Origin of the sequence: Streptococcus suis (assembly GCF_002960425.1) — a bacterium.
GTDB lineage: Bacteria > Bacillota > Bacilli > Lactobacillales > Streptococcaceae > Streptococcus > Streptococcus suis_S.
The window spans coordinates 1-993 of sequence record NZ_POIZ01000060.1 but is presented as its reverse complement, the minus strand read 5'-3'; the positions used below and the strand labels follow the sequence as shown (position 1 = coordinate 993).

Below are 993 nucleotides of genomic sequence, written 5' to 3'. Positions count from 1 at the left end.
GCCCTTTATGACAAGCTAGTTCAAGAAGGGGTGAATACTGCCTTGTCCAAGGAAGAATGCCTCACTAGCGAGGGACTCAAACAACTCCTACATGAGACAGAACAAGTATTGGATGAGGTGGAAGAAGCTATCTCACAAGAGCCTAAAGTCATTAAAGGTGGATCAGCCAACAGACAGAAACGAAGAAGAATTAAGAAACTCAAGAGAAAGTTGAAAGAGGATTGTCTTGTTCGGAAACAGAAGTACGAACGAGATAAACAGATTTTACAAGAGCGAAACTCCTACTCTAAAACGGATCACGATGCAACATTCATCCGGATGAAAGAGGAAGAAACAGTCTGGGGAGAGACTGTTTCTTCACGAGCCTTGAAATAAAAGAGCGAGTATGAAGAATGGTCAACTCAAACCGGGTTACAACCTCCAACTTGGCACAAACAGCCAGTTTGCCTTAGCTTACGGATTGTATCCGAATCCAACTGACACTCGTACACTCAAGCCTTTTCTTCAATCCATCCAAACCCTAGAACTCTTTCAACACATTGTCGCAGATGCAGGTTATGGAAGTGAAGAAAATTATAGCTTTATCGTTGATGACCTGGAGAAAACACCTCTAATTCCCTACGGAACATATCAGAAAGAGCAGAAGAAAAGCTACAAGAAGAGTGATGCCAATCCTGAAAACTGGACCTATCTAGAAGATTCTGACCAGTGGATAAAGCCAGATGGGATTGTCTACTCGTTTAAGAATTATTCACGAAGAACGGAGCAGAATGGATTTGAGAGAGATATTAAGATTTACGAAGCTGATCCTGTACAAGCTAGTGAGGAGTTAGACCAGTTAGCACGGACAGAGAAAGGAAACCTCAAACAAATTCAGTATAATCCTACGTGGAACTATTTCAAGAACTTAGTCAAAGAGGAATTGACAAGTAAAGAGGGAGCCCGCATTTATGCCAAACGCAAGGTGGATGTCGAACCTGTATTTGGTAGGAT

At 42.0% G+C, this 993-nt stretch carries 1 pseudogene; it reads left to right on the top strand.

From position 1 onward, the window contains the following. Window positions 1-993: pseudogene (locus tag C1G57_RS08595) on the top strand (transposase); the annotation flags it as partial.